The organism is Elusimicrobiota bacterium, assembly GCA_026388155.1.
In the GTDB taxonomy this organism is placed as follows: Bacteria; Elusimicrobiota; Elusimicrobia; order Elusimicrobiales; family UBA9959; genus UBA9634.
In genome coordinates this window covers 1-24,040 of the sequence record JAPLKI010000020.1, presented here as the reverse complement: position 1 = coordinate 24,040, position 24,040 = coordinate 1, and the positions used below count along the sequence as shown (strand labels likewise).

Genomic DNA, 24,040 nt, shown 5'->3' with positions numbered 1-24,040 from the left:
GGGGAAAAGTGCGGGGTTAAATGCGCGGAAGTTTCAGTTCAGCAGCTGCGCGCTCAGGATATAGTCCAGTTTCGGGAAATCCTTTTTCAGGTAGACGTTGCCTTCCGTCTGCACGCGGCCCTGGTAGGGGCCCATGCCGGACGGGGCGCCCTCGCCGTAGCCGGAGTAAATGCTTTCAACCACATTCATGCCGTCCGTAACCTTGCCGAACGGCGAGAAACCCGACCGGTCCAGATTTGCGTTATTGCCGTAGTTTATGAAGAACTGGGTGGTGCGGGTGTTCGGTCCGGCCATTGCGTAAGAGATATAGCCCTTCCTGTTGGATTCCACCACCGGGTCATCCGGAATATTCGCGGCATGCCACACCGTGTTAAGGGCCGGGTCGCCGTGTATGCCGAATTGCACCATGAAGCCTTCAATAACACGGAAAAAGGCGATATCGGTGAAATAGCCGATCTTTACCAGGTTGTAGAACCTGTCCGCGCCCAGCGGCGACCAGGAACGGGTTACTTCCAGCGTGAAATCTCCCTTGGTGGTGGTGAACTTTACTTTAAAGGTTTCGGGTGCTTTGGCGTTAGCGAGCGCCGGGTTTTTAAGGTTTGCCATGTCGGGTTTTGTCTCCTGTGTTTTTGTTTCCGGGGCTGTTTCCCGGGACTGCGCGGTTTCCTGCGCTTTGGGCGCGCATGACGCGGCGAAAACTGCCGCGAAAACAAGCGTCAAGTGTGCGGTTCTCATATCTTACCTCCTGTCGTGCATAAATATTATAATAAATAAATACGGTTAGGGAGGAATTATGGCGGTAAAAATTACGGCTTCTTACATTGGCGACGACAAAGTCGAACTCACCCACGGCCCGAGCGGCACTAACCTGATTACCGATTTGCCGGTTGATAACGGCGGACGCGGGCGGACTTTTTCTCCCACGGACCTGGCGGCGGCGTCCATGGCTTCCTGCGTGCTTACCATAATGAGCAGGGTGGCCGCGCGGGAGGGAATAAAATTTGAAGGCGCGTCCTTTGAAATAGAAAAGCACATGCAGGAGAACCCGCGCCGCATAGCAAAGCTTACCGGCGCCATAACCCTGCCGGCCGGGCTTAAGCCCGCGCAAAGGGAAAAACTGCTGGCCTGCGTGAAGGCGTGTCCCGTAAGCCGCAGCCTGCACCCGGATATAAAAATCGAGCTGGAGTTCCGCTGAGGTTCAATACTTGTATAATTACGATGTCAGGAAACTTAAAATATCGGAGGATAAAATGATCGATATAAAGAAACCGCTGTTCGCCGCGGCGGCGCTGGCAATGCTTGCCGGGTCCGTTTGGGCCGCGGAGAAGAAAGAAGCTCCCAAAAAGCCGGAGGCCACTACGCTTGAGAACCTGCAAACGGCTTTTAAAGCCGAGTCCAACGCCAAAGCCCGCTACGAGGCCTTTGCCGTTAAGGCGGACGCGGAAGGCTACGCCGGGGTGGCAAGCCTCTTCCGCGCCGAGGCGCTGTCCGAAGGCATACACGCCGTTAAGCACGCCAAAGCCCTGGAAGCGCTTGGGGTGACAGCCACGGCGGAGATAAAGCCGCCCGCGGTAAAGTCCACGATAATGAATCTGAAAGAGGCGCTTAAGAGCGAGAACAACGAAGGCAAGAAAATGTACCCGGCTTTCGCGAAGCGGGCCATGGCCGATAAGAACGATAAAGCCGCCATGAGCTTTAAAGGCGCGATGGCCACAGAGGCCAGCCACGCCAAACTTGTCTCGCAGGCTTTGGCTAAAATTGGTAACTGGAAGGCTAAAAGGAAATTTATTGTCTGCCGGACCTGCGGTTACACCACAGGCGACCTCAACATTAAGCTTTGTCCCGTCTGCGCCCAGCCGCGCGAGCAGTTTACGGAAGTGGAGTAAAAGTGTTTTGATAGCCGGCGCCGTTCATCGCGGGCGGCGCCGGTTTTTCTTCCCATGAAAAAAATTCCCCTATTTATTTTCCCGGCCGGCGTAATCGCGGCCATAGGTCTTTGGCTTTTTAATTCTCTTAATTCCCCCGTAGGCAGCCTGTTCGAGGATTCCGCCGGCCGCCTGCTGGCTTTCGGGCGTCTGGCAGGGATATTGGCCGCTCTGGGCATACTGGCCCAGCTGCTGCTTATTTCGCGCGTGAAATGGGTTGAGCCGCTTTTCCGCCCCGGACGGCGCATAAACGCGCATCATTTGGAGGGCCTGCTGATCCCCCTTGTTCTTGTTCTGCATCCCATCCTTGTGATCATGTCTTCTGCCGTTCAAAACGACCTGTCTTTTTTTGCCCAGTGCCGGAATATGCTCGGCTGGGAAGGAATTTTGGCCGCGGCGGCCGGGATGCTGATTGTTTTCACTGCCGTTTTCCTGTCTCTGCCGGCGGTAAAAAAACGGCTTAATTACAAGGTCTGGCGCGGCTCCCATCTGCTGCTTTATGCGGCGCTCGGCCTTTTTGTCGGCCATCAGCTGGAACTGGGAGGGGATGTCAACGGCAATTTTTATTTTGCCATGGTCTGGTACTCCTTATACGGTTTCGTCCTGGCGACACTTGCCTGGTGCCGTTTTATCAAGCCGTTCTGGCTTGCCCGAAAACGCGGCCAGCCGGGCGCGTTATGAGGTTTGTCACTTTAAAGACGGTTACTATTACTGCGGTTCTTGTTGGCGTGGCGGCGGTTTTGATTTCAGTATCCGGGCCAGCTAGAAAATCCGTTAAACCGGAGGGGACAGCGATGGAAAAAGAAAATCTTAAACCTGAAACGGCAATACTTGCGGGCGGCTGTTTCTGGGGCATGGAAGAGGTAATCCGCAAAATACCGGGTGTAACCGGCGCGCGGGTGGGTTATACCGGCGGGAATTTTGAGAACCCAAAATATGAGGATGTGAAAACCGGAAAAACCGGTCACGCCGAGTCAATAGAGATACAGTTTGACCCTGTAAAACTTTCGTATGGGGCGTTGCTGGACCTTTTCTTTAGAATGCACGATCCCACCACGCCGAACCGCCAGGGCAACGACATAGGCGCACAGTACCGCTCCGCCATTTTTTACTTAAGCGCTGAACAGCAAAAAGAAGCTGCCGCAGCTGTTAAAAGGGCGCAGTCTTCGGGACTTTGGAAAAGACCCGTCACCACGGAAATCTCCCCGGCCAAAAAATTCTGGCCAGCGGAGGAATATCATCAGGACTATCTAAAGAAGCATCCGGGCGGCTATACCTGTCATTACATCAGGGGATAAGCCACCGGTCATAAAGCCGTATGCGTAATAAACGCCATATGCAAAACCACTGCCATATGCCAGAAGCCATAAGCTGTAAGCTTATAAGGAACTCCTTAAAAAACATATGGCATACGGCAGATGGCATAAGGCACTTTATGGCCTATGGCTTAAAGCTTATGGCTGCCTTTCTTTTTCTGTTTGCCTGCGGCGGTCCCGACGCCGGAACAAAACCGGCGCCGTCCGGCGAAAGCGCTGAATGGAAAAAAGGAGACCCAGTGAAAAAACTCACGCCGTTGCAGTATGATGTCACTCAGAAATGCGGCACCGAACCCGCTTTCAACAATGAATACTGGAACAATAAAAAAGAGGGGATCTATGTGGACATTATTTCGGGGGAGCCGCTTTTTTCATCCGCGGATAAATTTGACTCCGGCACCGGCTGGCCCAGCTTCACAAAACCGATAAAAGATGATACCGTGGCCGCGAAGCCGGACAAAAGCCTTTCTATGGAGCGCGTGGAAGTGCGCGGCAAAAGATCGGATTCCCATCTTGGCCATGTGTTTGAAGACGGCCCGAAACCCGGCGGACTCCGCTATTGCATTAACTCGGCCGCGCTCAGGTTCATACCTAAAGAAGACCTGCAAAAAGAAGGCTACGGCGAGTATTTAGCGCTTTTCAATAAATAGGAGCCGTTCGTATGAAAGCCATAGCCCCTGCTACGGCACTTACGCAGGTATTGAAAAAGTCAGCGGCTCCTGAATAACCGGCTTTGCCCGGGCAGCCTTAACCCGAATACTGCACTTATGCCTGGCAATAGTCCAGCACAAAAAACGGCGTGCTGTCAGGCCGGCTTTTTGGTTTGCTTGGCGATATGCGCCCAGGCCTCTTTTAGTTCTTTTGTCAGGTGCTTTATTTCCGCGGAACCCACTTGTCCCAGTCTCTCATAACGTCCGGCAACATCTTCCACCAGGGCAAAATAGGCTTCCTTGTTCACTTCTTTCATCTCTTTCATCTTTTCCAGCACATCACCTTTCATTTTAAGCGTCCAGGCGGCTATCTTCTTCCTGTTCTTCTCTCCGCGCTTCCCAGTGAGAAAATATGTTCCCGCCGCGGCTATAGCCGCCAGAATCAGTCCCGCTCCTGCCAGTTTGGTCGATTTTTTCATAATGCCTCCCCGCTTTTTTCTATACAGCAATAATACAAAATAAAGCCGCGTCCCGGCTGACCGAAAACAGAAGGGATAATATCCGTATCTGCCGTTTGGATCGGTATAGTGTTGAAGTATTGTGCGTCTTGTCAGGGGTACTCGAACCGGAACTTCTCCATCAGGGTGTTGATGGCTTTTTGCACGCGTTCGTTGGCGTAGTGGTGCTTGCTGCAAAGCAGCCAGAGATTCTCGCTGATGCCGATAGGGCGGTCATGAAGTTTGACCAGGCGGCCGTTTTCCAGATGTTTTTTTATAGCGGCCGGCGCCAGAAAGCCGATCCCCTCGCCGCGCAGGACCATGGTCAGGATAAGGTCCGAATCCTCCACCTCCGCGTGGATATTAAGTACCACCCCGTTGCGGCGCAGATAATCCTCGCCCGCCCGCCTGAGCGGGTCTTCCGGGGAATGTACCATCAGGGGCATGCCGGACACCATCTGGGCGAAGGTCTTTCCCTGCTTTTTGAACTGCGGAGCCGCCACAAAATAGTGGGGGATGCTTGCCGCCAGGCGCGCGCGGAAATCCGTTCCGAGCCCCGCCGAAAAGTCGACGTTCGACAGGACCATGTCGCAGGCCCGCCGGCGCAGTTTGTCTTCAAGCTCCTCGCCGGTGCCGGAAAATATTTTAACTATGACCCCCGCGTCCACGGCTTTGACGGCCCTTTCCACGCCGAGCACCTTGTCCCTGGTGACCGAACGGCAGAAACCCAGGCGCAGAAGAGCCGCCCCGGCCACGCTGCCGCCGTGCAGCCGCGCCGCCAGCTCTTCCGCCTGAAGGAACATCCGGTCGCAGTACTCAAAAACCACCTTGCCTTCCTCGGTGAGCGCGACCCCGTGCCTGGAACGCGTAAGCAGCCGCCGGCCAATCGAATTTTCCATATCTTTAAGCTGTTGGCTGAGGGTGGACTGGTTCAGCAGCAATTGCCGCGTGGCGGCGGAGATGCTCCCGGCTTTCGTGATTATCCAGAAATAGTACAACTGGTTGAAATTCATTGGCAACATAGATAATACCGATAGTATATATCACTTTTATCGGCTTTACAAATGTAATGTCCTCTACTATCCTATATACAGCAGGGCGCGCAAACCGCCTGCCTGAGGAGAACGAGGTATGACGCTGCAAAACGAAGTTAACGTGCTGGTTTTCAACTGCGGAAGCTCTTCGCTGACTTTCAAGGTGTTCGCGGCGGCCGCGGGCGGTGAAGTAAGGACCGTTCTGAGCGGCAAGGCGCATCGCGTGGGGGTAAAAGGCACCCGGCCTTCCTATATAGAATATCGGCAGGGGCCGGAAAGCGAAAAGTCCGAAGTTCCGATAGAGTCGCATGAGGCAGCGGCGCTGTTGACATTGAACGCGCTCAAGGCGCGGGGTATAGCCATCGACTATATAGGGCACCGCTGGGGCCATGCCGCCGGCTGTTTTAAAACGGCCTGGGTGGACAAGCAGCTGCTTTCAAAACTCAAGGTCCTGATACCTATGATGCCTATACATCATCCGGCCATGTTCAGCGTTATCATGCAATGCAGGCGCTCCCTGCCCGGCACCGCCCAATACATCACCGCGGACGGAGCTTTTCACTCGACCATACCCCCGCACGTATACACCTATCCCCTGCCGGAAAATATCGTAAAAAAATTCGGGTTCAGAAAATACGGTTTTCACGGGCTGTCGTACCAGTACGTCACCGGAAAGGCCGCCGAACATCTGGGGGTGCGGCCGGAAGACACCCGCATGGTGGCCTGTCATCTGGGGACGGGGGGCTCAAGCGCGGTGGCCGTCCTGAACGGAAAGTCGCTGGACACCTCAATGGGTTATACCGGGCTTGGGGGGCTGGTCATGAGCACCCGCAGCGGCGATGTGGACCCCATGCTCGCCACTTATCTGATGGGCGTGTACGGGGAGCGCGGCGACGACATGGTGGATATGCTCAACAAAAAAAGCGGGCTTCTGGGCGTGTCGGTCTTTTCGAGCGACATGCGGGATATCATCGCGCGGCTTGAAAGCGATCCAAAAGCTAAACTGGCATTTGATATGTACGTGCACAGGCTTAAGAAATACATCGGGGGGTATGCGGCTGTCCTGGGCGGCATGGATATTCTGGTGTTCACTGACGATATAGGGGTGCACAACTGGCTGCTGCGCGAAAAGGTGTGTTCGAACATGGAATGGTGCGGAGTCGAGCTGGACCTTCGGGCCAACCGGCAGGCCACCGGCGACAACGTCTCTATCATAAGTTCTCCTGGTTCCAAAGTAAAAATTCTGGCCGTTCCCACGGAAGAAGAGCTGGTCATCTGCCGGGAAGGTCTTAAACTAAGGGGTGATAAAAATGCAACTTCTAATTGATCCCGCTCCACCTGTGCTGAGATGGTGCAGACGCTCGGCCAAAGGTTTTGTGTCCGGAGAATGCTCCGCGGACTCGGGTCTGCCGGATATAACGGGCACGGGCGCCGTCCGCGGGCCGCGCATAGCGTCCGTAGCTTACAGGCTGCGCCACGGAGGCGAACTGATACGGCGTCCGGCGCAGCGTGTTACGCCCGAGCTGCTGAAGTCGGTGCGCGACGCGATACGCTACCTGCCTGAATACAACGAACTGACCTATACGGCCCTGCGCCGTATGATGCGCCTGATGCCGGCGGCGGAACACATCCTGCTCTGCGACACCGCTTTTTTTACGGAGATGCCGGTGGAGGCCAGCGCCTACGCGCTGCCTCCCTTGCTGCGCGCCAGGGGTATAAGACGCTATGGCGACTACGGCCTGACACACCAGTGGGCTTTCACGGAGGCACAAAAACTTTCCGGAACGGCCGTGCCTAAAGTTATATCCATCCACCTGGGCGACCATCCGAACATGGCGGTTATCCACAACGGCAAACCCCTGGACACAACGATAGGCTTTACGCCGGTGGAGGGGCTTCCTTCGCATACCGGCTGCGGCGATATAGACGCTTCTATCGTTTTTGAGCTGCAGGCTTCCGGGTTTTCACTCGGCGAAATAAACGAACTTCTCTCGGCAAGGAGCGGCTTCCGGGGGCTGACCGGGCATCCCTGCGGCTTCCTCGACCTGATGGCCGCGGGTTCCGACGCCACAAAGGCACTGGCCAGGAAGATCCTGCTGTACGACATAATAAGGAACGCCGGCGCTTTTGCCGCGCTGCTGGGCGGGGTGGATGCTATCGTGTTCATCACGGAAATGCCGGCCAGATGCTCCGCATTTATCGCGGACATATGCGAGGGGCTTGCATTTTTGGGATTGCGCTGCCGGTTCCCGGTATCGAGCCGGACGGGCGGCGCGGTAATTTCGGGCCAGAATTCCGAAGTCAAAGTTCTGGTCCTGAAGGACGATATCTGGCGCACTATGGACTACTACAGTAAAATCGCGGTACAGGAGGAAGTTATATGAACGAAGAAAAAAGGTTCCTTGTGGATGTGGGGATGAAAGGCCTGCCCTTTCCCATAAAAGTGCTGTCGAAAGCGGATCCGGAAGGGCAGAGAACGGTGGCGCTCATTTCCATTGACGCGCGCATCATGCATGAATTCGAAGCCGGCTGGATAGACAACTTCATAAAGATAGTGCACAGGCACAGGGATAATATCGGCACCTCCACGCTCAGGCGCAACATCGCGGATTACTTCAAAGAATTGAACGCCACGACCGTGAAAGCGACCTTTGAATATCCGTTCTTTATAGAGAAGCTCACGCCGGTATCAAAGGAGAAATGCCTGGTCAAGTACGACTGCGCCTATGTCGCCAAGGTCCCCTCCATTGACGATAAAGTGAAGGTCTTCTTCAGGATATCCATCCCGTGCATTACGACTTATCCGGCCTCCGACCCGGCAGATACCCTGGGGCTTTTTGGCCAGCTGAGCGTAGTGGATATTGAAACCGAGGCGACCAAGGACGTATATCCGGAGGACCTGGTCAAGCTTGTGGACAAGTACGCCTTATCGCCGGTTTACTCGTTCCTGACCAAGGAGGACCAGCAATTCGTCATCAAAAAGATCCACTCCGAGAAAAAAAGCAGCGTGGTGATGATAGATGAGATAAAAAAAGAGCTTGCCGCCGACAGGGGCCTGAGTTCCTATTCTATCCGCTGCAGCAATTTCGGTATGCTGCATTCATACAGCACAATGATAGGGACGGAAAAAAGCTGGTGGGTCCCGTTCAGCGGTGTGGATGATGAAGTGTAAACAGCGAATATGCCGCAGTAAAATGTATATGTAAATTAAAAAAGCCCCGAAAGGGGCTTTTTTAATGGCGGGGTCGACGGGATTCGAACCCGCGGTCTTCGCCTTGACAGGGCGACGTGTTAAACCAGGCTACACCACGACCCCGCAGTGTAAGTATCATTAGGATAGCAAAAAATAATAAAAATTCCAAACCGCCGTCAGCGCGGCGCCGCCGGCCTGTCCTGTTCCTTCTATATAGGCGGGCAAGCCCCGGTCTTGAAGAAATTAAAAATAACTGTTGACAGGTTTTATGCTTTTATGCTAAAAAATGAATACTGAACCACAATTCACTTTTATCCGCGGATGTCTTGGGCGGTTGTGGCCGGTAAAATAAAATTACGGTTCTCCCGGAAGCGTTCTGCGGCGGTCGGCGCGGCCCGCGGGGGGAAAAAGGAAAAATAAAATGGAAAAGAAAAACGCTGTTATAACGGGCGGAGCCAGGGGGCTGGGGCGCGCGGGCGCTGAGAGGTTCCTTAGATCCGGGGAATGGAAAGTGGCTTTGTTCGACGTAAATGAGCAGATGCTCGCGAACACCGCGCGCGAATTGGGTGAAAAATACGGCGCGGAGAATGTGGCTTACTTCAAGGTTGACGTTACTTCGGGCGAATCGGTGGACGCCGCGATAAAACAGGTCATAGAAAAAATGGGCAGCGTGGATGCGCTTATAAACAACGCCGGCATCACACGCGACGCCATGCTCCACAAAATGGAGGAAAAGGACTGGGACCTGGTGCTGAACGTGAATCTTAAAGGAGCCTTCCTCTGCACCAAGGCGGTGGCGCCCCATATGAAAGCGCGCAAGAGCGGAACTATCATTAACACCTCTTCCGTGGTGGGCATTTATGGCAATATGGGCCAGAGCAACTATGCCGCCTCAAAGTTCGGCATAATCGGCCTGACAAAAACCTGGGCCAAGGAAATGGGCCGCGACGGCATACGCGTGAACGCCGTGGCGCCGGGATTTACCATGACCGAAATGCTGGAAACCGTGCCGGAAAAAGTGCTTACTTCCATAAGCGAAAAGACCCCGCTGAAGCGCCTGGGCAAGCCGGAAGATATAGCCAATTCCTATTTTTTCCTGGCCAATGACGAGTCCTCTTTCATCACCGGGCAGGTGATCTCGGTGGACGGAGGATTGGTAATATAAACCCGAAAACTTCAATTGAAGTTTTCGGCAGAGAATAGCACAACAGCAGCGAATAGCAAGATAGCGAATAGCGAATAGGGAATGAGGTTCTTACCCCGAAAATAGCAATGGAAAATTTATTCAAAAACTTCTCAATGAAAAACGTTTCTAATTGCAACTTTCGAGATAAATGAATATGCCGATCACAGACAAAGGCTCCCGCACGCGTGGACGCCTGATCACGGCGTCAGGCGCTGTGTTCGCCCGGAAAGGCTTTGCGCGATCCGGGGTGTCCGACATCTGCGCGCGCGCGGGCCTTGCCGTAGGAGGGTTCTACCGCTACTTCGCCACCAAGGACGAGGTGATAGATACGCTGGCCCGCGAACTGAAGGAAGATTTTGTCGCCGCTATAACTTCGCTTCCAAAGGCCTCAGACCCGCGCGGTGAGGCGCGCGCCATAGCCGGCGCCTTTTTTACCGTGGCCGGACGGCGGCTTGACTCTTTCAAGGCCATAAGGGAAGCGGAGGCTTCAAGGGAGGCTTTGGCCAGGGAATTCTATGGGGCTCTAGCCGGGGCCATAGTCGCGCGGCTTGCGCGTTTCTCTGGCGGTACACTTGCCGAAGCGCATGCCTGGGCCCTGCTTGGAACACTGTATTTCTATGCGGTAAAGTTCCTTATATGGGAAAAAGGCGGGGTGCCCCCTGAAGCGCTTGAAGCCGCCGTACAGCTTTGCGCCGCCGGAGTCAGCAGGCGGCCTTTGCCGTGGCGGGAGCCGGCGCTTTTGGGCATAGCGCAGCCTAAGTCAAACAGAAACGACACAGGTATGGCCATGATCTCGGCCGCGGAAGAAGTGTTCGGGCGCAGCGGCTACAGCGGGGCGCGGGTGGCGGAGATAGCGAAGCGGGCGGGTTTTGCGTCCGGCACTTTCTACCTTTTCTTCGCGTCCAAGCGGGAAGCTATTGAAAAAGTCGTGATGGGCCTTCGCGACGCGCTGGTGAAAAAGGCCGCGGCCTACTCGGCCGGGGCCGGCAGCCGCCTGGAGGTTGAGGTTTTGGCTTTCAGGGCTTTGTTCGACTTTATAAAAGAGCATCCTTACGGCTACCGTATTATGCGCGAGGCGGAATTCGCGGACGCTGCGCTGGCGGATATGTACTATGGTTATATCCTCAGGAATTATTCGGCTCAGATCAAAAAAAGCGCGCGGCCCGGCGAGTTTACGCTGAAAGATCCGGAACTGCTGGCGCTGGCGCTTATGGGCATGGGGCATATGATCGGGATGAAGCGCGTGCTGTGGGGTGACTTTCGGAAAATCACTGAAACTGAATTGCTTAAGGCCGTTTTCGGCGGCCTGGAAGGTGTATAAGGAGAATAAAAATGTTTAAAATAAAAGGCACGGGGATGTACCTTCCCAAGAACCTGGTTACAAACGAGTCTTTCATACAAAAATTCGGCCCGGACCCGCTTAAAAAGATATTTGACCGCATAGGCCACGGGGCCCGGTATTATTCCGACCCGGACGAGTCCTCCGCGGACCTGGCTATAAATGCGGGGCGGGAAGCGCTGAAGAACTCCGGCGTGAACCCGGACGACATACAGTTGCTGATAATTTCCACCGACACGCCCTCGCAGCTTTCCCCGGCCACCGCCGCGGAAGTGCAGCACAAGCTGGGCCTGAAAAACGCGGGCGCCTTTGACATTAACTGCGCCTGCGCCGGTTTTGTGACGGCGATAGACATGGCCTCCAAATATCTGGACGGCAAGGATTACAAAAAAGCCATGGTGATAGGCACCTACGCCATGAGCAAGCATCTTGACCCCGACGACAGCTCGGCCTCGATCCTGTTCGGAGACGGGGCGGGCGCTTTTGTGCTGGAATACGCCCCCAACCAGGGGCCGATGGCTTCCACGCTAAAGGCCGACGGTTCTTTCTGGGATTTTATGGGCATTTACGGCGGCGGCACGCGCAGCCCCGTAACCGAAGAGGTGCTGGCCAACCGGACGCATAAGGTTAAGATCCCCAAAAAATTCCCGGCCACGCTCAACAGCGAAGAGTGGCCGCCGCTTATCAGGAAGACGCTGGCCAAGCTCGGCATGCAGCCGCAGGACGCCCAAGCCTATGTGTTCACGCAGATACGAAAACCCACCATAGAGGAAGTTATGGCCGGGTTCAACCTGCCCATGGAGCGAACGCACACCATAATGGAAAAGTGGGGTTATACAGGCTCCGCCTGCGTGCCCATGGCTTTCCACGACATGGCCGGGCAGGGCAAGGTGAAAAGGGGCGACAGAGTGGTGTTATGCGCCTCAGGCGGAGGTTATGCCATGGCCTGCATGACGTTCATCTATTAAGGCTGAAGGTTGAAAGCTAAAAACGGGAGAAGGGCCGCTTGGTTTAGGCCAAGTGGCCCATAGACCCGGTGCCCTTTGGCCCTTGAGGGGCGGATTTAAAAGCAGTATATTATATTTACTGGAACCGGTAATGGAGCCCATGGTGAAGATCACGCCCTTTTTATTTCTTTTAGCCGCTTTAATGACCACAAAAACCGAAGCCGGACAGCCCGGCCCTCTTGCCCAGCTTTCCGAAGCCGCCCCCGCGGCGCTTCAGTCCGTTGCCGCCGTGCCGGAACCGGCAACACCCAGGTATGGCGCCGGTTTATCCCTTGTGCGCACCGCGCAGTCCAAATACTGGGAGCGCATTGAGTGCTACCAGGATACGGCCCGTCCCTTTGCCATTGAGAGCGCGCTTAATAAGTCGCGCCACGAGAACTCCGAGGTAGTGGCCGCGTTCGGTTCAAACCTGCCGCCCTCGGGTACCTTCCTGCTTCATTACGGACCCAGATGGAAAACCAACAAGGGTAAGGTGATCGTGCTGGCGCACGGCGCTTCCGACAACGCCACCCGCGCCTGGGCCGCTCCTGAAATGATGGTGGGGAACCCCGGTACAACCGGCCTTATGCAGGCCCTCGAGGCAAAAGATTACAGGGTTTTCGCCGTCACCTTCCCGCACAAACACGGAAATATCTTTTATGAGGCGCAGTACCTGGCCGACGCGATAGACATGGCCAGGCGGGCCACAGGGGCGGGTAAAGTTACACTGATAGGCCATAGCGCCGGCGGGCTTGCGGCCAGGGCTTATGTTTCCAGTTACCGCCTGAACGGCAGTTGGACCGCCTACAGGGGCGACGTTGACCAGCTTATCACTCTGGCCACGCCGCACCGCGGCCAGGATTTCGCCTTCCGGCATCCCCAATTTAATTATTTTTTCGTTAAGGACGATATGGCGGCGGACGCGCCGATGAGCTGGGACAAGATGCTTTACTACGGCCAGTGGAAAGATACGCTGGAGTTCAGCATATACAGCGACAACTTCCCGATGCAGCAGCAGGTCCTCTACGACTGGACCGGGAAATACCCTGTGAACCTTTCGGAGCCGGATTCCTATACCACAATGCAGGGCGGCCAGGGTTTTGTAAGCCATTCCATGGGCATATCCAACGCCATAATGAAAGGCGGGAATTTTATAAACGGCTTCAGGGCTTATCCGGTGCCGCCCGATATCTCCGTGGCTTTGATAGCCGGCAATAACAGCAAGATAGACAATATCCCGGTCACCGAAAATGACGGCCCGTCCGACGGCCTGGTGTTCCTTGAGAGCGCGAGCCACACCAACGACCTTATACATCCCGCCCGAAAAGAGCCGATAAAGGTGATGGTGGTGAACGAGAACCACCTGACCATTGCCTACGCCCCGGAATCGGTGAAGCTTATTCTCTCGCTGATCAAATAACCAAAACTATTTTAAAATAAAGAAAACCCGGCTGAATATGGCCGGGTTTTAATTTGGTGGTTTTGTATAGTCTTGACTTCCGCAACTCATCAAAAATCTAAGATTCTCACGACGAGAGCACGCCAGGTTTTAGGTGCCTTGCAGCCAAAAGTTAGGGTTCGCGGGGCCTGTCGGGGGACTGGAACGCAAAACCAGGGTCGGGACACACCGTGCCCGCCCTTCCGTTCCTCGGCCTCGCCGCTATGCAAGTCTCGGCCTCCGGACGGTTTTGCTAACCCAGCTCCCCCGCCACCCGCTCCAAATAGTGAATTGCGACTTATTTAACACCAACCGCTTGGGCGGCGGCGGGCTCCCTGTCCGCTCCATTTAGGATTTAAGCGCATGGTCTGGAGCGAATTCCACTGGAACGGCGAGGATGTCTGAGGGCAAAAGCTTTGCCTTTTGCCCGAGTTCCGGAGCCGGCGCAAGACCGTGCGCTTCTTCCCCGGAAAATCCGGTCTCGGAGCGGACAGGGAGCCCGCCGTTGCCCCCGATATAACACCCACCCGCCAGGTTTGAAACAAATCGCGCTTAAACAGCAGGGTGTCTCATTGCGGAAGTCAGGAAATAGCCGAAACGATTCTAAAATAATAAAAACCCGGCTGAATATGGCCGGGTTTTAATTTACTGTTTTTGTATAGTTAAGGATTCCGGGTATCCGCCTGCAGGACATTCTTCGCTTCGTCAAGCTGGCGGAGCCATTCAGGATACCGGAACCGCCCGCCCACCCCCGTTATCCAGCGGGCCCAGGTTATCTCATTTGTTGTCATTCGTAAAAATGCGCTTTTCATCAGGCAGGCGTTAGCGGAAAGCCAGGGCGGGGTTTGCGCGATAGCCCGGTCCAGTTCCCTTATTGTCTCTTTGGCTTTTTGCGCGTCCTCCGCGTATTCCCGCAGGTAGGCGAAGCTCTGTTCATTCGGCCGCAAATACCGGTAGCCGTAGCCGGCGGCTGTCTTTGCGGCGGCTCTCGCGCGGTGCGCGTAGATAAGGCCGCCGTCGTCAAAATAAACGCAGCGCCAATCCGGGTCTTTATCCAGATATAAAAGCCGGTCGTCCTTTCTCTGCTGGAAGACAAGATAGTCAAATTTAAATTCCCGATCCAGGTCCTCGAATCCTTCTTTGCCGGAGATGCGCGCCAGCCGTTCCATAAGCGTCGCGCCGTATTCAAGGCTCCTGCCGTCCACAAAGATCTGCCGCGCCGGACCCAGCCGCCAGATAAGATAGCCTCCCGCCACATAGTCGTTGTACATCCGGCCCGGTATATCGCGCGCCAAAATAAAATCACATACCCCGGAGAGCCACTGCCGGCTGAGCGGCTCAGGGAAAAGCTTTCCGGCTCGAAGCTCTTCCGGCATGAACCGCGGGCTCAGGCACAGGCAAACAAAAAAGGGAACCGCCATGAACGCGTATAATTTTCTTTTTTCGGAAAAATAAATCCTCAGGCCTGAGATAGCATCCGGAGCGGTGATGAAAAAAGCCAGCGCGACGTTGCGGGAGCTGCGAAAGCCGAAAAAACCGCCGAACAGCGCGCCTATAAACAGGGCCGCGGCGCGTTCGGCGCCGGCCAGGCGCAGGCTCGCGGCTCCCAGCAAAAGAAGGTACAGGCAGTACGGCAGGAATCCGGGCGAGGACGAGGTCAGAGGCTTCCATTCCAGCACCCAGCGCTGGGCCGGGTCAAACCAGGTCAGGAAAAGATGGGTGTATATCTTTATGCCGTGTATGTTCACCAGGGTCGCGCAAAAGACCGCGCCCAAAAGCCACGCGCTTCTTTTGAACGCCGGTCTGTCGCCCCGCGCGGCGGCCACGGCGGCGTAACAGGAGATTATCAGAATTCCGACCGCGCTCGCTCCGCCGTGCATGTTGGCCCACAAAATATGAACGGCTATAAGAGCCGCCGCGCACAGTGTTGCGCCGGGCCGGGCGTTGATTATCTGCGGCGCCAGAAGCCGGCAGCCCAGGGCGAATAAATAGGTGAACATCTGCGGTCGCTCAAGGACGGAGCCGCCCATGAACGTCAGGCCGAAAAAGATAACAGCCGACGCAACCATCGCCGCCGGGAAGCCGCGCGCAAGCAGCAGGCCGAAAGTTACCGCCGCCAGGGCCTGCCGCAGGAGATATATCCCTTTTTCCGCTCCTAGCTGCCAGCATTTGTAAAAGATCAGCTGCGAAAGCCATTCAAAGGTCACCCAGGGTTTGCCGGATATCACGTAGGAAAAAATATCAACGCCGGGAACCTTGCCGGTTTCCGAGATGACCTGCCCGGTTTTGAGATGCCACCATATATCAAGGTCTATCAGAGGCTTGGCCAGAATAAGATAGAGCGCCGCGAGGGTTAAAACGCAGACAAAGGCGTTAAAGCCTCGCGACGCCGCAAGCCCGGCGACCTTGTCGGTTAAAGAGGGCGGGCGCCGTTCAACAGCGGCTGATTTTTTTATTTTTTTGCTCATGCCGGGCGGAAAGAGCGGTGCGCTCTTTTATCTGGATCCTTCAGTCGTGACACTGACCGGTCTGTCAGATATGCGCCATGATATAGATCATCAAAGTGCCGAAGGCGGCCGTCATCATGGGCATGAGGGCTATGAAAACTCCGACTATCGACTCTCCGGCTATCACGCCTGAGCTTACCGGTATGATGTATTTCTCGGCTAATTTCTTGTCGTTTTTTTCTATCAGAAGGGCGATGCCCGCGCCTATGAACATGGACAGCGAATTCCAGAACGGTATAACCATGGAAAGCCCGAGGCCTATGGCCGAGGGGATGTATTTTTTATGTTTCGGGAATATAAGTTCAAGCGAAGGGATTATTATTCCTATGATCCCGCCCACCACAAGCCCAATTTGTGCCGTGGGATGCAGCGAATGTACGCCGTTCGAAAGGAGCCTTGCCACGGCGGCCCAGACCTGCGCCGACGGAGCGGGCCATTTGTCGGAGCCCAGCACGGAGGCGTTCGGCACCAGTATGTAGAAAGCGGGCACCACCACAAGCGTTCCGGCGAAAATCCCGAAGAACTGCGCCAGGAACTGCTTTCTCGGGTTCGCGCCCAGCAGATAGCCGCTTTTTAAATCAGTCAACAGGTCGGCGCTTGAGCCGGCCGCGCCCGCTGTCACCGAGGCGGTCATAAGATTGGTAGTCATGTTGGAAGGCGCCAGTATTCCGAACGTGAGCTGGGTGATCTTGCCCATGGCTCCTATGGGCGTTATGTCCGACTCGCCTGTGGCGCGAGCCGCCACTATGGCCAGGAAGAAAGTGAGCGCTACCGCGATAATGCCCATATACCAGGTGGTGCCGAAAGCGTAATAAAGCACCGTGATACAGCCAAGGCCTGAAAGTATGGTGCCGGAAAGGAACCAGGAGCCCGGCACTTCTATATGCTCAAGAGGGTCGGCCTCCGAACCCGTCCTTGTTTCAAAAATCCCCGTGATGCCTTTAAGCGCGCGTACCACGGTTTTCCACTGCAGGGCGAACATAAAAAGCCCCGAGGTTACCATAATCGCCGCGCCCGCCCAGGTGCTCCAGGCCACTATGGCCCGGTATCCCAGCTTGGCCGGGTCAATAGCGCCCAGTGCTACCATTTTCGGGGCCAGGTAGCCGTAGTTTATGAATGCGCCAAGCATCATAGACCAGGCCACCTTCCAACCCATGATGGCGCCGGCGGCTATCATTATCGCGCTGCCCTCAATGCTTATCGTCCACTTGCTCCAGGGCTGACCGTACAAAAGCCCCTTAAATTCCATCATAGAGGGAACCGGGGGGGTTATAAATGGAAAACCGTCGTCCCTGAACCAGGCCACCGCGCCTCCGATAACGCCCGCTATGCCCAAAGCCCGGGCTTTTTGCGCGGCCTCTCCGCCCGTCGAGTGCAGGCTTTTAAGGGTTTCCGCCGCCGCGATGCCGCTTGGAAATCTCAACTGCTCGATATTTATCATCTGCCGCTTCATCGGTATGGCGATGAATACGCCCAAAGCGGCCAGAAAGAAAGTCCACCAGGCAAGCACGGGCCAGGGGATATGGTGGCCGGCCACCAGCAGGTAAGCCGAGATGGCCGAAACCATGGTGCCGCCGGTGGAGTAGCCGGCCGATGACGCCGTGGACTGCATGCAGTTGTTTTCCAGAATGGTCATTTCGGTTTTGAACATGCCGGGGAAAATGGTCATGAGGGTTTTCCACAGCGCGTAGGAAAGTATACAGGAGGTAATTGCGACGCCGAGGCCCCAGCCGGTTTTTAAGCCGACATAAAGGTTGGACAAAGACATGAACCCGCCGAGAAAAGAGCCCATTATAACGGCTCTCAAAGTCAATTGGGGCATAGTGTCTCCCCGGTAAACATTTTTGTACCAGTCCAGTTCAATCTGTTCCGGGCTTTTTCCGGCTATGTGCGGCTCGGCTTTGGGTTCTACAATTAATTCCACGCCTTCTTCGCTTCTTATTTCTTCCACCGGCAGATCGTCGCGGTTTTCTTCGGTCATTTAATTAGTCCCCTATTTCTATTGAAGGTTGTAAGTCTAAACTGCCATAAGTCATATGCCGTAGGCAAAACAAATGCCATAGGCCATATGCCTTAAGCTATAGGCTTGTAAGGAACTCCTTAGAAAAGCGTATGGCATACGGCTTATGGCCTATGGCGTCTGTAAATTGTTTGCGCGGTACAGGATTAGGTCACAGGTTCCTGTTTCGCCGCCGCTCAACCGGCCCTGCGACCCCGCCTCCCGGGCTTCGCGTGCTCGCTCGCCAACGATCCGGCCTTCAAATCCTGCGCAAGCCAAGCAGTTGGCTTGCTTACCGCCTGATAAAAATTGGTGCGCGGTACAGGATTTGAACCTGTGGCATCCTCTGTGTAAGAGAGGCGCTCTACCGCTGAGCTAACCGCGCATTAACCGTAGATATTCTACCAATAGAAAGGGGAGGGCTCCAAATGTTTTAAATCTGGCTGTCTGTATGGATTTGTGGATTTGGGGACGCTGCACGACAACTTGATTATTCTTGCCTCGCTGTAATGTTTTGGGTTTACAAGAGGTTTAAAGTTAGCGAGTTATCGTGCAGCGTCCCGTATTTCTGTGGCTGTCTGGCGACAGCTTACTGTGCGGGTTCAGTTCCTGAATACGGGGGGATCAGTTACAGAGCGGTTCTTACACCGCGCTTGCCGACTGGCCGGCCAGATAGCCGGTGGAAAACGCTTCCTGCAAATTATAGCCGCCGGTAATCCCGTCAAGATCCATCACCTCGCCGCAAAAATAAAGCCCGCGCACGATACGCGACTCCATTGTAAGGGGGTTTATTTCGGCTAAATTCACGCCCCCGCGTGTGACGGTAGCCTCCTGGATGGGGCGCGGTCTGGTTATATGTAATCTGAAATCGCTGAACATCTCCGCTATTTTTTTCCGTTCCGCGCCGGTAATGGAAGCGCACTGCCTGGTGTGGTCAATGGCGCACCGGCGCTCAAACACGGGCGCAAGCGAATTCGGCAAAGCCGCTTTGAGATAACTCGCAAATAGCCTGGCGCCGTTACCCGAAAAATAATTTTGGATAGCTCCTGTTAATCCGGCAGCCGTCAGTTCCGGCTTCAGATTCAGGGAAAGCTCCACCTTGTTGCCGGGGTCGGCAAGCGCATCCACCGCGATCGCGCTCAAAACGAGCAGCTTCGGTCCCGATACGCCGAAATGCGTGAACAGCAGGTCGCCTTTTTCCGCCGCCGCTTTCCTGCCGTTGACCAGGATCTTAATTGTTATGTTTTGAAGCGTCAGCCCCTGCAGGTCTTTTATGAACGGTTCATCCGATTCAAGGGCCGTAAGTCCCGGCCTGAGCGGGACAATGGTGTGCCCGCATTTTTTTGCCAGGGCGTAGCCGTCGCCCGTGGAGCCTGTTTTCGGGTAAGACATTCCGCCGGTCGCGATAATTATTTTTTTTGCGCGGACAATGCCGCCGTCTGAAAGTTCAACGCCCTCTATTTCTTCGCCGCCGCGCAATAAAATTCCCGCAGCCCCCAGACCGCAGGCTACATTAACTTTGCCGTGCCTCAGGTAGCCGTTCAGCGCGGACAGAACGCTTTGCGCTTTGTCATCCGAAGGGAATATCTTCCCGTCCGGATCAACGCGGGTGGGAACCCCGCGCGAATTCAAAAAGGCTGTTAAATTTTCGTTCGAGAACACGCTTAGCGCCCTGTACAGGAATTTTCCGTTTTTGCCGAAAGCTTCAATAAATTCTTTTACTCCGGCGCTGTTGGTGACATTGCACCTGCCCCCGCCGGTAAGCAGCAGCTTTATTCCCAGGCGCGTGTTTTTTTCAATAAGCGTCGTTTTCGCGCCCAGTTCCCCCGCGCGGCCCGCCGCCATAATGCCGGCGGGTCCGCCGCCGATGACGATTATATCGGAGCTGTCCTGGCCCGCGTGACGGATTTTTGTATTCATTATTTCATAAAAGCGCACGAACTTTTTGGCCGTTTTACGGGATGGGCCTTTGATACACTTCCTTCACTTGCTTCCCGCCAGCAGCGCCAGCACTATGAACTGCGTATCGATGAGAGTTTCCGAGGTTATGCGTTCAGGGATCTTGCTGAAGTAGAAAAATATTATCAGGGCCAGGTAATAGAATAAACCTGTGGCAAGAGCCGAAGCCAGTTCCGGCTTCCAGGCCATGCTTTTAAGTATCAGCAATATGCTTTCAAGGAACATAAATATGGCGAACACCGTCAGATAGGTGAACTGCGGCCCGGCCGCCTTATAAAAATTTTCCTTGCCGACTATCATGTCGCTGTGCGCGTGGCTCACGCCGAAAAGCACCGAGCGCGTGAAAACCAGAAGCGCGGCAAATACCACGGCCAGGTGCGTGGAATGGTAAAGACCTGTTCCGTACCAGAGCCCCGGCACATAAGCGCACATAAACCCCCAGCCCAGGGCCGTTACAATGTCTTTTGAGGCGGGAAAATTGGCGAATTTTCTGGAACCAGGCGGCAGTTTGTAAGGGTAGAGCATGCCCACGAACCAGAAAAAAGCGGCGGTGAAAAATACTTTGATCCCAAGCGCGGATGACAGAAGCAACGCCAGCGTTCCGGCTAAAAACGCCGCGAATTTTGACAGGGTCTTGAAGCGGATAAAAAGCAGGCGCTTCGCCCTGTCAGGCTCAGAGGCGCCCTTTTCCTCGGCGCGGTTTACCATATGCAGGCTGAGCACGAAAAGCCCGGCCATCAATAAAAGTCTTTTTGAAACCGGCACGCCCTCAAGGCGCATGCACACAAAGGTAAGCGCCGCCGCGGCCATAGCCGTGTAAGCGCCGCTGGTCACGAACAGCTCCCACGCAAAAAAAAGCCGCTCGGCAAGCGGGCCCTGCCGCTCGCCGGTAAGCTGCCGCGCCCGCTCAAGCGCTTTTTCCACCATCCAGGTGGGCGTTGAGGCTCCGGCCGTTATAAAAATTCTTTTCTTGCCGGCAAAAAGCTCCTTTTGCAGTTCGTCTTCTTTTTCTATGTGCACGGCTTCTTTCGCGAGTTTCGCGCAGATCTGGAAGAGCCTTGCGGTATTGGCGGAATTTTTACCGCCCACCACTATTACCAGATCTGATTTTTTGGAAAATTCAACTGTTTCCTTCTGGCGCTGCCTGGTCGGGTTGCAGATGGTGTTTGAAACCGTAAGTTCGATCGCTTTAGAGCAGGCCGCTTCCGCGGTTTTTAGAAAAATTTCCTCTTCCTGGGTTGTCTGAGCGACAATGTTAACCTTGTCCAGGCCCGGCAGATTTTTTATTTCTTCCGGGCCGTTCACCACAAGTCCCCGGCCCTGCGCGCAGCCCATAAGGCCGGCAACTTCAGCGTGGTCCTTATCGCCGACGATTATAGTGGAATATCCCCGCGCCGCGTGCTTTTTAATATTTTCCTGCACATGCTTGACAAGCGGGCAGGTGGCGTCCACGACCTCCAGCCCGGAGGCCCTTATGGCTTTTTCGGTCTCAGGGGGGATGCCGTGGGCCCTGATAACAAGTATGGCGTTTTTGTTTTTAATTTCCGAGACGTCATTTACCGCGTAAACTCCCTTTTCACGGAGCATTTCTATAACCTGTTTGTTATGGATGAGGGGCCCGAGAGTATAGATCGGTTTTTTACCGTGCTTCGCCAGTTCCAGCGTTTTGTCTATGGCATTTTTCACGCCGGGGCAGAAACCGGCTGTTCTGGCCACAGTTATCTGTACTCGTTTCGGCATGAAGAGATTTTAACATTTTGGCAAGGCGGCAGGCGGCAGGTCACAGGTCACAGAGAATTATTCCCCGGCACACTCTTTCGGGATTTTGCGCCGTGAATCTTCAAGGGCGCGGGTGAAGTCAGTATAAAAGTGCAATACTTTACCATTCAGCGCCGGGAGTTATCGGCGCGCCAAAATTATATAATTGCAATATGGGACATGAACATGAGCATGATAGTGATCATTCCTGCCAGGAGGAACACCGCCATCGCGGGGCAAACTCGCAGCGCAAGGCTATAACGGCGGCTTTTTTTATAACCGCGGGCTTCATGCTGGTAGAAGCGGCGGGTGGTTTCTTGACGGGCAGCATGGCCCTGCTGAGCGACTCAATGCACATGCTTGCGGACGCGGCCGCGCTCGGCATGAGCTTTTTCGCTTCGCGCCTGGCCTCCCTTAGGCCGGATTCCGCCCGCACCTACGGCTACCGCAGGGCGGAGGTAGTGGCGGCGCTGGGCAACGTCATGTTGCTGTGGCTGCTTTCCGGCTACATGCTGCGCGCGGTGTACGAGAGGTTTTATTCCCCGGTGCCGGTTATTGCGGGGCCCATGCTGGCGGTGGCGCTGCTGGGACTGTGCGCCAATATCGTCTGCGCTTTAATACTGCACGCCCATAGCGGGGAAAATATAAATATCCGGGGCGCTTTCCTGCACGTAATGAGCGACCTCGCCGGTTCCGTGGCGGCCATAGGCGCCGGCGCCATTATTTACTTCACCGGCTGGTACCGCGCCGATACCATAGTTTCCCTGCTTATAATAGTACTGATACTCTTCAGCTCCACCCGGCTGCTGCGCGAAGCCTTCCATATACTTATGGAAGGCGCGCCCAGGGGGCTTTCCCTTAAAGTCCTTGAGAGGGAGCTGCGCTCCATAGACGGGGTTTCTGACGTGCACGAACTGCACGCCTGGAGCCTTTCCTCAGGCTTCAACGCTTTGAGCGCCCACCTGGTGGTAAAAGACCCGGCTAAACAGCAGGCCGCCCTTAAGGCCGCCACCTGCGGCGTGGCTGCCGGTTTCGGTATCCGCCACTCGGTCTTTCAGGTGGAAGCCGAGCCCGCGGACAACTCTTCCTGCGACATCTGCGCGCATTAACCCGAATCCTGCATTTGAAAGTGTTTTACATTAACTAGCCTGAAAGTTTCAGTTGAAACTTTCCCTTTCGCAGAGCTCAAGGTGCGCTTCGCGCGGCATACGCCCTCGCCGACCTGGCGCGCATAGCGCTTGGTCAGCAACCCGCTACCGCGGGGAATCCTGCATTTTTTTGTTCACCCGATTTACCAATGGAAACCCTAGTGAACTGCAGGATTCGGGCTAAGGCGGATGGAAAAATGCGGAATACGGACTAAAATTTGTTCCAGGGGAGCAGGGGGGCCGGGTCGTCGTTCTTCCAGCCGGTGAGGGCGCGGACGAAATCGCCCCATTTCTTTTCCAGTTCTTCGGCGCTGACCGTCCCTTCCGGGGTGGAAGCCGCGTAAAGCATAGCGCCGAAAAGGGCGTCCTGTATCGTTTCCGTCACGGCAGCCGGGTCGCCCTTCAGCTTGAAAATCCCTTCCCTGGTCCCGGCCAGCAAATGCGCCAGTATTCTTTCGCGGCCTTTGGCTATCATACCGTTAAAAACTTCGGCGAAACGCCCGCCCCTGCCGGCCAGATAATAGAGCAGCAGCAGTATCTGGCCGTCCTGTTTTCTAGAGCGCAGCGCCCAGACCACATTGCCAAGGCAATGCTTCAGCAGCCTTCGCCCGGCGCCGTCGTTGATGTCTATAAGCCTGCTGACCACTTCATGGTTATGGCCGATTATCGTCCTGACCATTTCCTCGAAAAGGGAATTCTTGTCGGGGAAATGGTACATCACGGCCGACTGGCTGAGGCCGATGTCGTCGGCTATCATCTGAAAACTCGCGTCGGCGAAACCGTGCCGCGCCGACAACTTGATGGCCGACAGCACTATCCTGCTCCGGGTGTTATCGCCTTTGGTCGTTTCGTGGCGGGGCTTCATAATCAGGATTTTACCTTATTTGGCGCGCCGTTAACCTGGGGACGATAGAGGGTACATTCAAGGTGCTAGTGCAACAAGGTTAGTAAGGATACCATTGTATCGTGGGAATAATTGGAGGGGGTGACGGCGGGTTTGCCCGCTGCGCCCCAGTAGCGGAGAGGAGGCTCCACCCCTCAATACGGGGTGGAGGGGGACCACGGGAGGCCGTCTGATGGCCATAGGCCCTTGGTAGACGACCCC

Annotated in this window: 20 protein-coding genes, 2 tRNA genes and 1 pseudogene; 13 read left to right on the top strand and 10 right to left on the bottom strand. The window is 55.1% G+C overall.

What is annotated here, in order from left to right; genetic code table 11:
• Window positions 1-33 precede the first annotated feature (33 nt).
• Window positions 34-735, bottom strand: coding sequence for a peptidylprolyl isomerase (locus tag NTX59_09245; GenBank protein MCX5785862.1), 702 nt, complete (start codon window positions 733-735; stop codon window positions 34-36).
• A gap of 58 nt (window positions 736-793) precedes the next feature.
• Between NTX59_09245 and NTX59_09240 the strand changes: the two genes are divergently transcribed.
• The 5 genes and pseudogenes from NTX59_09240 (at window position 794) to msrB (ending at window position 3,891) form a co-directional block, all read left to right on the top strand.
• Window positions 794-1,195: an OsmC family protein gene (locus NTX59_09240; protein MCX5785861.1), complete on the top strand. Its 402-nt coding sequence runs from the start codon at window positions 794-796 to the stop codon at window positions 1,193-1,195.
• 55 nt (window positions 1,196-1,250) lie between these two features.
• Entirely contained in the window at window positions 1,251-1,886 is a 636-nt protein-coding gene (locus tag NTX59_09235; protein ID MCX5785860.1) for a rubrerythrin, read from the top strand.
• A gap of 54 nt (window positions 1,887-1,940) precedes the next feature.
• On the top strand, window positions 1,941-2,606 hold the full coding sequence (locus NTX59_09230; GenBank protein ID MCX5785859.1) for a ferric reductase-like transmembrane domain-containing protein: 666 nt from the start codon (window positions 1,941-1,943) through the stop codon (window positions 2,604-2,606).
• Window positions 2,607-2,743: 137 nt separating this feature from the next.
• Window positions 2,744-3,223: pseudogene (gene msrA, locus NTX59_09225) on the top strand (peptide-methionine (S)-S-oxide reductase MsrA).
• Between the two features lie 158 nt (window positions 3,224-3,381).
• Window positions 3,382-3,891 (top strand): peptide-methionine (R)-S-oxide reductase MsrB, encoded by a 510-nt coding sequence (msrB, locus tag NTX59_09220; GenBank protein MCX5785858.1) that lies wholly within the window; start codon window positions 3,382-3,384, stop codon window positions 3,889-3,891.
• A gap of 155 nt (window positions 3,892-4,046) precedes the next feature.
• Here the strand turns inward: msrB and NTX59_09215 are convergent, their stop codons facing one another.
• Together NTX59_09215 and NTX59_09210 are read right to left on the bottom strand one after the other, a co-directional pair.
• Window positions 4,047-4,370: a hypothetical protein gene (locus NTX59_09215; GenBank protein MCX5785857.1), complete on the bottom strand. Its 324-nt coding sequence runs from the start codon at window positions 4,368-4,370 to the stop codon at window positions 4,047-4,049.
• Window positions 4,371-4,501: 131 nt separating this feature from the next.
• Window positions 4,502-5,410: a LysR family transcriptional regulator gene (locus tag NTX59_09210; GenBank protein MCX5785856.1), complete on the bottom strand. Its 909-nt coding sequence runs from the start codon at window positions 5,408-5,410 to the stop codon at window positions 4,502-4,504.
• 109 nt (window positions 5,411-5,519) lie between these two features.
• On the opposite strand from NTX59_09210, the gene NTX59_09205 reads away from it, so the two are divergent.
• From NTX59_09205 to NTX59_09195, 3 genes are read left to right on the top strand one after another with little or no spacing between them, the layout of a single operon-like run.
• Window positions 5,520-6,749 carry an acetate/propionate family kinase gene (locus NTX59_09205; protein MCX5785855.1) on the top strand — a complete coding sequence of 410 codons (1,230 nt, stop codon included), beginning with the start codon at window positions 5,520-5,522 and terminating at the stop codon, window positions 6,747-6,749.
• Window positions 6,733-7,806 carry a hypothetical protein gene (locus NTX59_09200; GenBank protein ID MCX5785854.1) on the top strand — a complete coding sequence of 358 codons (1,074 nt, stop codon included), beginning with the start codon at window positions 6,733-6,735 and terminating at the stop codon, window positions 7,804-7,806. The genes NTX59_09205 and NTX59_09200 overlap by 17 nt, the downstream gene beginning before the upstream one ends.
• The gene (locus tag NTX59_09195; GenBank protein ID MCX5785853.1) at window positions 7,803-8,594 is read left to right on the top strand and encodes a GTP cyclohydrolase, FolE2/MptA family; all 792 of its coding nucleotides are present in this window, start codon (window positions 7,803-7,805) and stop codon (window positions 8,592-8,594) included. Before NTX59_09200 ends, NTX59_09195 begins: the two co-directional genes overlap by 4 nt.
• Before the next feature lie 65 nt (window positions 8,595-8,659).
• On the opposite strand, the gene NTX59_09190 is transcribed toward NTX59_09195, so the two are convergent.
• Window positions 8,660-8,738 (bottom strand) — tRNA-Asp (locus NTX59_09190).
• Window positions 8,739-9,036: 298 nt separating this feature from the next.
• Here NTX59_09190 and fabG point away from each other — a divergent pair.
• The 4 genes from fabG (at window position 9,037) to NTX59_09170 (ending at window position 13,546) form a co-directional block, all read left to right on the top strand.
• Window positions 9,037-9,780 carry a 3-oxoacyl-ACP reductase FabG gene (fabG, locus tag NTX59_09185; GenBank protein MCX5785852.1) on the top strand — a complete coding sequence of 248 codons (744 nt, stop codon included), beginning with the start codon at window positions 9,037-9,039 and terminating at the stop codon, window positions 9,778-9,780.
• Between the two features lie 175 nt (window positions 9,781-9,955).
• A complete protein-coding gene (locus tag NTX59_09180; GenBank protein ID MCX5785851.1) occupies window positions 9,956-11,122 on the top strand; it encodes a TetR/AcrR family transcriptional regulator in 1,167 nt (388 codons plus the stop codon).
• 11 nt (window positions 11,123-11,133) lie between these two features.
• Complete coding sequence (locus tag NTX59_09175; GenBank protein MCX5785850.1) at window positions 11,134-12,108, top strand: ketoacyl-ACP synthase III; 975 nt, start codon at window positions 11,134-11,136, stop codon at window positions 12,106-12,108.
• Between the two features lie 181 nt (window positions 12,109-12,289).
• Window positions 12,290-13,546 (top strand): alpha/beta fold hydrolase, encoded by a 1,257-nt coding sequence (locus NTX59_09170; GenBank protein ID MCX5785849.1) that lies wholly within the window; start codon window positions 12,290-12,292, stop codon window positions 13,544-13,546.
• 680 nt (window positions 13,547-14,226) lie between these two features.
• Here NTX59_09170 and NTX59_09165 read toward each other — a convergent pair.
• From NTX59_09165 to ispH, 5 genes are all read right to left on the bottom strand, one after another.
• Window positions 14,227-16,032, bottom strand: coding sequence for a hypothetical protein (locus NTX59_09165; GenBank protein ID MCX5785848.1), 1,806 nt, complete (start codon window positions 16,030-16,032; stop codon window positions 14,227-14,229).
• Window positions 16,033-16,096: 64 nt separating this feature from the next.
• The gene (locus tag NTX59_09160) at window positions 16,097-18,052 is read right to left on the bottom strand and encodes an OPT/YSL family transporter (GenBank protein MCX5785847.1); all 1,956 of its coding nucleotides are present in this window, start codon (window positions 18,050-18,052) and stop codon (window positions 16,097-16,099) included.
• A 328-nt stretch (window positions 18,053-18,380) separates the two neighbouring features.
• Window positions 18,381-18,455: transfer RNA gene (locus NTX59_09155), tRNA-Val, on the bottom strand.
• Window positions 18,456-18,712: 257 nt separating this feature from the next.
• Complete coding sequence (locus NTX59_09150; protein ID MCX5785846.1) at window positions 18,713-19,990, bottom strand: NAD(P)/FAD-dependent oxidoreductase; 1,278 nt, start codon at window positions 19,988-19,990, stop codon at window positions 18,713-18,715.
• 63 nt (window positions 19,991-20,053) lie between these two features.
• A complete protein-coding gene (gene ispH / locus NTX59_09145) occupies window positions 20,054-21,769 on the bottom strand; it encodes a 4-hydroxy-3-methylbut-2-enyl diphosphate reductase (GenBank protein ID MCX5785845.1) in 1,716 nt (571 codons plus the stop codon).
• A gap of 191 nt (window positions 21,770-21,960) precedes the next feature.
• On the opposite strand from ispH, the gene NTX59_09140 reads away from it, so the two are divergent.
• Window positions 21,961-22,896: a cation diffusion facilitator family transporter gene (locus tag NTX59_09140; GenBank protein ID MCX5785844.1), complete on the top strand. Its 936-nt coding sequence runs from the start codon at window positions 21,961-21,963 to the stop codon at window positions 22,894-22,896.
• Between the two features lie 250 nt (window positions 22,897-23,146).
• Here NTX59_09140 and NTX59_09135 read toward each other — a convergent pair whose 3' ends face one another.
• Complete coding sequence (locus NTX59_09135; protein ID MCX5785843.1) at window positions 23,147-23,800, bottom strand: TetR/AcrR family transcriptional regulator; 654 nt, start codon at window positions 23,798-23,800, stop codon at window positions 23,147-23,149.
• Between the last annotated feature and the right edge of the window lie 240 nt (window positions 23,801-24,040).

Bases quoted from the DNA above. Each gene is read 5' to 3' on its own strand.
- NTX59_09245 (MCX5785862.1), bottom strand. From the start codon at position 735: ATGAGAACCGCACACTTGACGCTTGTTTTCGCGGCAGTTTTCGCCGCG.
- NTX59_09240 (MCX5785861.1), top strand. From the start codon at position 794: ATGGCGGTAAAAATTACGGCTTCTTACATTGGCGACGACAAAGTCGAA.
- NTX59_09235 (MCX5785860.1), top strand. From the start codon at position 1,251: ATGATCGATATAAAGAAACCGCTGTTCGCCGCGGCGGCGCTGGCAATG.
- NTX59_09230 (MCX5785859.1), top strand. From the start codon at position 1,941: ATGAAAAAAATTCCCCTATTTATTTTCCCGGCCGGCGTAATCGCGGCC.
- msrB (MCX5785858.1), top strand. From the start codon at position 3,382: ATGGCTGCCTTTCTTTTTCTGTTTGCCTGCGGCGGTCCCGACGCCGGA.
- NTX59_09215 (MCX5785857.1), bottom strand. From the start codon at position 4,370: ATGAAAAAATCGACCAAACTGGCAGGAGCGGGACTGATTCTGGCGGCT.
- NTX59_09210 (MCX5785856.1), bottom strand. From the start codon at position 5,410: ATGTTGCCAATGAATTTCAACCAGTTGTACTATTTCTGGATAATCACG.
- NTX59_09205 (MCX5785855.1), top strand. From the start codon at position 5,520: ATGACGCTGCAAAACGAAGTTAACGTGCTGGTTTTCAACTGCGGAAGC.
- NTX59_09200 (MCX5785854.1), top strand. From the start codon at position 6,733: ATGCAACTTCTAATTGATCCCGCTCCACCTGTGCTGAGATGGTGCAGA.
- NTX59_09195 (MCX5785853.1), top strand. From the start codon at position 7,803: ATGAACGAAGAAAAAAGGTTCCTTGTGGATGTGGGGATGAAAGGCCTG.
- fabG (MCX5785852.1), top strand. From the start codon at position 9,037: ATGGAAAAGAAAAACGCTGTTATAACGGGCGGAGCCAGGGGGCTGGGG.
- NTX59_09180 (MCX5785851.1), top strand. From the start codon at position 9,956: ATGCCGATCACAGACAAAGGCTCCCGCACGCGTGGACGCCTGATCACG.
- NTX59_09175 (MCX5785850.1), top strand. From the start codon at position 11,134: ATGTTTAAAATAAAAGGCACGGGGATGTACCTTCCCAAGAACCTGGTT.
- NTX59_09170 (MCX5785849.1), top strand. From the start codon at position 12,290: ATGACCACAAAAACCGAAGCCGGACAGCCCGGCCCTCTTGCCCAGCTT.
- NTX59_09165 (MCX5785848.1), bottom strand. From the start codon at position 16,032: ATGAGCAAAAAAATAAAAAAATCAGCCGCTGTTGAACGGCGCCCGCCC.
- NTX59_09160 (MCX5785847.1), bottom strand. From the start codon at position 18,052: ATGACCGAAGAAAACCGCGACGATCTGCCGGTGGAAGAAATAAGAAGC.
- NTX59_09150 (MCX5785846.1), bottom strand. From the start codon at position 19,990: ATGAATACAAAAATCCGTCACGCGGGCCAGGACAGCTCCGATATAATC.
- ispH (MCX5785845.1), bottom strand. From the start codon at position 21,769: ATGCCGAAACGAGTACAGATAACTGTGGCCAGAACAGCCGGTTTCTGC.
- NTX59_09140 (MCX5785844.1), top strand. From the start codon at position 21,961: ATGGGACATGAACATGAGCATGATAGTGATCATTCCTGCCAGGAGGAA.
- NTX59_09135 (MCX5785843.1), bottom strand. From the start codon at position 23,800: ATGAAGCCCCGCCACGAAACGACCAAAGGCGATAACACCCGGAGCAGG.